The organism is Streptomyces sp. NPDC058880 (assembly GCF_042742535.1).
GTDB lineage: Bacteria > Actinomycetota > Actinomycetes > Streptomycetales > Streptomycetaceae > Streptomyces.
Map to the genome: position 1 here is coordinate 1 of NZ_JBHYMC010000123.1, position 6153 is coordinate 6153.

Annotated in this window: 5 protein-coding genes; 3 read left to right on the forward strand and 2 right to left on the reverse strand. The window is 74.2% G+C overall.

Going from position 1 to position 6153, the window contains the following annotated elements; translation table 11 throughout:
• Positions 1 to 48: 48 nt before the first annotated feature.
• A complete protein-coding gene (locus ACFW2G_RS32820; RefSeq protein WP_384585576.1) occupies positions 49 to 1191 on the reverse strand; it encodes a helix-turn-helix domain-containing protein in 1143 nt (380 codons plus the stop codon).
• Positions 1192 to 1310: 119 nt separating this feature from the next.
• Between ACFW2G_RS32820 and ACFW2G_RS32825 the strand changes: the two genes are divergently transcribed.
• Positions 1311 to 2987 (forward strand): DUF6350 family protein, encoded by a 1677-nt coding sequence (locus tag ACFW2G_RS32825; protein WP_384585579.1) that lies wholly within the window; start codon positions 1311 to 1313, stop codon positions 2985 to 2987.
• Positions 2988 to 3059: 72 nt separating this feature from the next.
• On the opposite strand, the gene ACFW2G_RS32830 is transcribed toward ACFW2G_RS32825, so the two are convergent.
• Complete coding sequence (locus tag ACFW2G_RS32830; protein WP_384447138.1) at positions 3060 to 3644, reverse strand: hypothetical protein; 585 nt, start codon at positions 3642 to 3644, stop codon at positions 3060 to 3062.
• Positions 3645 to 3888: 244 nt separating this feature from the next.
• Between ACFW2G_RS32830 and purN the strand changes: the two genes are divergently transcribed.
• Both purN and purH read left to right on the forward strand, forming a co-directional pair.
• Positions 3889 to 4512, forward strand: coding sequence for a phosphoribosylglycinamide formyltransferase (gene purN / locus ACFW2G_RS32835; RefSeq protein WP_037919087.1), 624 nt, complete (start codon positions 3889 to 3891; stop codon positions 4510 to 4512).
• The gene (gene purH, locus ACFW2G_RS32840) at positions 4509 to 6104 is read left to right on the forward strand and encodes a bifunctional phosphoribosylaminoimidazolecarboxamide formyltransferase/IMP cyclohydrolase (RefSeq protein ID WP_052030281.1); all 1596 of its coding nucleotides are present in this window, start codon (positions 4509 to 4511) and stop codon (positions 6102 to 6104) included. The genes purN and purH overlap by 4 nt, the downstream gene beginning before the upstream one ends.
• The last annotated feature ends 49 nt before the right edge of the window (positions 6105 to 6153 follow it).

Sequence of the window (6153 nt, forward strand, 5' to 3'; positions counted from 1 at the left end):
GGCCCGCACCCCTCGGGGTGCGGGCCACGCCCGTTCGCGTACGAGCTCTCACTCGATCCTCGGCGTGATGCGTGCCGGGCCCGCCTGCGGATCCGTGCGCAGCTTGTCGTGCAGTTGCCTGCTCCGTTCGGTGAGCTGCTGCGGGCCGCTGAGCGGCGGCACCCCGGACACGCTCTCGCCGGGTGCCGGCGGTGGGTCGTACCGGGTGGGTGCGGTCGCCGCCGTGTAGGCGGTGGCGACCGTGATCACCGCGGTCAGGCCGAGTGTCGCCCGGGTCCACTGCCGGCCGCGCCGCTCGCCGCCACCGCGGACCGTCGCGGCCGGGCGCGGGTCGAGCGGGAAGGGCGGCCGCAGGCCGACGAGCCGCTCCCGCAGCGCCGCGGACTGCTTCTCGACTGGTACGTCGGCCAGTTCGGGGATCCGGGCGGCGAGCTCGGCGTGCGCGTGCAGGATGCGGTTGCCGGCGGCGAGGGTGGTGGCCTCGGTCTCGGCTGCGGTGTCGGGCAGGTCCAGGCCGACGCCGTCGTAGAGCAGGACGGTGCGCCGGTGGAGGGCGGACAGGGCGAGCAGCGCGTCGAGCAGGATCCGGTCGGCGGGATCGGCGGGGAGCCGGTCGGGCTTGCGGTGGGCACGCCGGAACCGGTGCCAGGGGGAGAGCGCGTGCTCGTACGCGATCGCGCGCACCCAGCCTTCCGGGTCCGGGTCGGCGGCCACTTCCGGCCACTGGTCCCAGGCCCGGGTGAAGGCCCGGTCGACGGCCTCCAGGGCGAGGGCACGGCGGCCGGTGAGCAGGTAGGCCTGCCGGGCGAGGGCGGGCGTGGCCCGGTCGTAGAGGGTGTCGAAGGCTTCGGCGGGTCCGTTCAGGGGGTGTACGACCGGCCGGGTGGCGGCGCCGGGTGGGCCGCCCCCGGTGCCGGGGGCGACGGCGGCCGCTGCGCCTTCGTCCGGGCCGGCCGGACCGCCCCCGCCCCCGGGTGCCCCCTCCACCGGCGGTGCCGCGAGGCCGTCGAGGAAACGTGCGTAGGCGTCCTGCTTGCGGCCGCGCGGGTTCGTGCGCCCGGACTCCCAGTGGCGGACCGTCGCCGTGGTGACGCCCACGGCCGCCGCGACCTCATCGAGCGTCAGTTCCGCGGCCTCGCGCAGTCTTCGGCGCTCGTGCGGGGCGGGCAGGCCCTCGACGCTTCTTGTCATGCCACACTCCCCGCGACCCGGCAGCCCTGAGCAATAAAGTACATAAACGTATATTGGGCGACACCACGGACATTCGCCTGTTACCCGTCCATAGCGCGTGTCGTTGGCACCATGGCGGGGTGACCCAAGTGACCGAACGCGGGACCCGGTTGCCGGCGGCCCCGCGAGCCGGCGTGCGACGGCGTTCGCCGGCCGCCGCCGCATGCGTGGTGGGCGGCGCCGTGGCGGCCGGACTCGGGCTCGGCTTCCTCGCCGTGCTCGTCATCGTCCTGTGGATCAGCTCCCCCTATCCCGACAGCGGCCCCGGTGGTGCCCTGCACCTCGCCGCCGGGCTGTGGCTGCTCGCCCACGGGGCCGAACTGGTGCGGTACGACACGCTCTCCGGCGTACCGGCACCCGTTGGTGTGACACCGCTGCTGCTCATCGGGCTGCCCGTCCTGCTCATGCGGCGGGCGGCCCGGCTGGGCGGCGCCTGCGAGGAGGAGGGCGAGGAGGTGCTGCCCGCGACGGCCGTGTTCTCGGCCGTGCTCTGCGGGTACCTCGCCGTCGGCGCGTTCGCCACGGTGTACGCCGCCGGCGGCCCGATGCCGGCCGACCCGATCAGCGCCGCCTGGCACGTTCCGATGGTCGCCGTACTGGCCGCGGCCGGAGGCGTGTGGGGGGCCAAGGGACGGCCGCTCGGGCCGCTGCCGAACTGGCTGCCGAGAGGCGTGCGCCGCGGCTTCGCACGCCCTCGGTACGCGCTGGCGCTGCGGGCGGGCGCCGGCGGCGCCCTGGTGCTCCTGGGCGGCGGGGCGCTGCTCGTCGGCGCCTCGCTCGCCTGGCACGGTGCGCAGGTCCAGAGCTCGTTCCTGTCGCTGACCGGGGTGTGGTCGGGCCGGTTCGCGGTCCTGCTGCTCGCGGTCGCCCTGATTCCGAACGCCATGGTCTGGGCGGCGTCCTACGCCCTCGGCCCCGGCTTCGCCCTCGGCGCCGAGGTGACGGCCTCCCCGCTCGGCTTCGCGGGCGCGCCCGCGCTGCCCCGGTTCCCGCTGCTGGAGGCGCTCCCGGCCGCAGGGCCGGGCACCCCGCTGACCTGGACCGCCACCGCGGTGCCGGTGGTCGCGGGGCTGGCGGTGGGCTGGTTCGCGGTGCGCCGGGCGCGTGAGGTCTCGTACGGGGAGACCGCGCTCACGGCGGCACTCGGAGCGCTGGTGTGCGGCCTGGTGATGGCCGGGCTCGCGGCGGCCTCGGCGGGACCGCTGGGTTCGCGGCGGCTCGCCGAGTTCGGGCCGGTGTGGTGGGCCACGGGAGCGGCCGCCTTCGCGTGGACGCTGCTGCTGGCCGTGCCGGTCGCGGTGGGGGTGCACGCGTGGCGCTATCGCCCGGCGCAGGGACCGGCAGCGGTGGACGTGGACGCTCCGGTGGACGACGGCTGGCACGACAGCGGGGTGCGGGAACTGAGGTGGGAGGCGATGCGGAAGGCGTCGGGGGCGCTGGTTCCGGAGATCCCGCCCGAGCCGGTGCCTCCGGCGGTTGCGGCGGCGGTGGCGGCTCCGGTGGCGGCGGCCGCACCTGCGGTCGCGGTGATGCCGGAGACCGCGGCCGCACCCGAGGCCGTGGCGGCTCCGGAGGCGGTCCCCCCGGTACGGGCGCGGCGGGCGGTGACGGTGGTGGCCGGGCTGGATCTCGGTCCGAGGCCGAGGCCGGGTCCGGGATCGGGTTCGGGATCGGGTGCGGGGCCGGTGGGCCCGCCGCCGAGTCCGCAGCCGGTGGCCGGGGCGAGGGTGCTGCCCCGGCGAAAACCGCCCGCCTAGCCGCCGCCTAGCCGTCGCCTCCGGGCCCCCGCGCCGGGGACATCGGCGGGGCGGGACCTTCGCATCACGCCCTTAGAGGGGGACCTTCAGGACGTCGCCGACGACGTTGTCCGGCAGGAGGCTGTTGCACTGGAGCTCCGCCGATTTGGTGAGGGCGTCGTCGCGGCAGACGTAGAAGTCCTTGTACGCGAGCTGCAGTGCGTACGAGCTCATGGCCAGCAGGATCGCCAGCGAGGCGGTGACCAGGCCGCTCACCGCCGCGGTGCGCTGGGGGCGGGCCGCCGGGCCCAGCGCGTCCAGGCCCTTGGGGGCACCCGGCTCGCCGGTCGCCGCGGCCGGCTTGCCGCGCAGCGCGCTGATCCCCCAGTACAGGGCGAGCGCGCCCAGCAGCAGGCCGACCGACGGGATCCCGAAGATCCCGAAGAAGAAGCCCCACATGCCGGCCAGCAGCGCGTAGCGGGCACGGCGCTGGATCGGGTCCGTCGGGTCCCAGCGCGCCGGACCCCGTTGGCCGCCCGAGTCCCCCGGGCCGTTCCCGTCGCCGTTCCCGCCGTCGCCGCCGCTGCGCGGCTGCCACGGCTGGTCGGGCCGGCCCTCCGGCGGGGCCGCGTAGGGGTTGTCGTCGGTGGGGGAGTCGGGCTGACGGCGGTCCGGCATCGGGTGTGTTACTTCCCCTGTGTCATGGACGTCACGAGGACATCGAGGCGAGGTGAGGCCAGTTTGCGGCTTGTACGCCAGACGCTACCGCCCGCCCGTCCCCCCGTCCCTCGGGGGCCGTCCGGTGTGCCGGTATCGTTGCAGGCGGTCGGCGGCTTCGTAGGGTTCCCCGTATATCGGTACCCCGGAGATTCGTATGACCACACAAAGACGAACACCGCAATCCCGCGAGAAAGGGCCTCCCATGGCCGCCTCCCGCCTGGTCGTGCTGGTCTCCGGTTCCGGCACCAACCTCCAGGCCCTGCTCGACGCCATCGACGCCCATCCCGGCGGACCCGAGGGCTTCGGTGCCGAAGTCGTCGCCGTGGGGGCCGACCGCGCGGACATCGCCGGCCTGGAGCGGGCGGAGAAGGCCGGGATCCCCACCTTCGTCTGCCCGGTGAAGGACTACGGAAGCCGTGCCGAGTGGGACGCCGCCCTCACCGCGGCGACCGGCGCGCACGCGCCCGACCTCGTCGTGTCGGCCGGTTTCATGAAGATCGTGGGCAAGGAGTTCATCGACCGCTTCGGCGGCCGGTTCATCAACACCCACCCCGCCCTCCTCCCCTCCTTCCCCGGCGCGCACGGCGTGCGGGACGCGCTCGCCTACGGCGCGAAGGTCACCGGCTGCACGGTCCACTTCGTGGACAGCGGCGTGGACACCGGTCCGATCATCGCCCAGGGTGTGGTCGAAGTTCGGGACGAGGACGACGAAGCCGCTCTTCACGAGCGCATCAAGGAAGTCGAGCGACAGCTGCTCGTCGACGTCGTGGGGCGCCTGGCCCGGCACGGCTACCGCATTGAGGGACGAAAGGTAACAATCCAGTGACCGCCGCAGACACCGCAGCGAGCAACGACCCGACCACGACCCAGCGGCCGATCCGTCGTGCGCTCATCAGCGTCTACGACAAGACGGGACTGGAAGAGCTGGCTCTCGGCCTGCACGGGGCGGGCGTCGCGCTCGTCTCCACCGGCTCCACCGCCTCGAAGATCGCCGCTGCCGGGGTGCCCGTCACCAAGGTGGAGGAGCTGACCGGCTTCCCCGAGTGCCTGGACGGCCGGGTCAAGACCCTGCACCCGCGCGTGCACGCCGGCATCCTCGCCGACCTGCGCCTGGAGGACCACCGCAGCCAGCTCGCCGAGCTGGGCGTCGAGCCCTTCGACCTCGTCGTCGTCAACCTGTACCCGTTCCAGGCCACCGTCCAGTCGGGTGCCACTGCGGACGAGTGCGTCGAGCAGATCGACATCGGCGGGCCGTCGATGGTCCGCGCCGCCGCCAAGAACCACCCGTCGGTCTCCGTGGTCACCAGCCCCGAGCGGTACGCCGACGTCATCGCCGCGGCCCAGGGCGGCGGCTTCGACCTCACCGCCCGCAAGCGTCTGGCGGCCGAGGCCTTCCAGCACACCGCCGCCTACGACGTGGCCGTCGCCTCCTGGTTCACGAACGCGTACGCACCGGAGGGCGAGGAGGGCGCGCTGCCCGAGTTCCTGGCCGGCGCCTGGGAGCGCAAGTCCACCCTGCGCTACGGCGAGAACCCGCACCAGGCCGCCGCCCTCTACACGGACGGTCAGCCGGGCGGACTCGCCAATGCCGAGCAGTTGCACGGCAAGGAGATGTCCTTCAACAACTACGTGGACACCGAGGCCGCGCGCCGCGCCGCCTACGACCACGAAGAGCCGTGCGTGGCGATCATCAAGCACGCCAACCCGTGCGGCATCGCGGTGGGCGCGGACGTCGCCGCCGCCCACCGCAAGGCGCACGCCTGCGACCCGCTGTCGGCGTTCGGCGGTGTCATCGCCGTCAACCGCCCGGTCACCGTCGAGCTCGCCGAGCAGGTCGCGGAGATCTTCACCGAGGTCATCGCCGCCCCCGGTTACGAGGACGGTGCGGTGGAGATCCTGGCCAGGAAGAAGAACATCCGCGTCCTCAAGGTCGACGGCACCCCGCACCAGCCGGGCGACCTCAAGCCCGTCTCCGGCGGCGTGCTGCTCCAGGAGTCGGACGTCTTCCAGGCCGAGGGCGACGACCCGGCCAACTGGACCCTGGCCACCGGCGAGGCCCTGTCCCCGGCGGAGCTCGCCGAGCTGGCCTTCGCGTGGCGGGCCTGCCGGGCCGTCAAGTCGAACGCCATCCTGCTCGCCAAGGACGGCGCCTCGGTCGGCGTCGGCATGGGCCAGGTCAACCGCGTCGACTCGGCCAAGCTCGCCGTCGAGCGGGCCGGTGCCGAGCGCGCGCAGGACTCGTACGCCGCGTCCGACGCCTTCTTCCCCTTCCCGGACGGCCTGGAGATCCTGACCGCGGCGGGCATCAAGGCCGTGGTCCAGCCGGGCGGTTCGGTCCGCGACGAGCAGGTCGTCGAGGCCGCGCAGAAGGCCGGCGTGACGATGTACTTCACCGGGACCCGGCACTTCTTCCACTGAGTTCCGGTCCCGACACGGCGAAGGCCGCGACCCGCACTGCGGGTCGCGG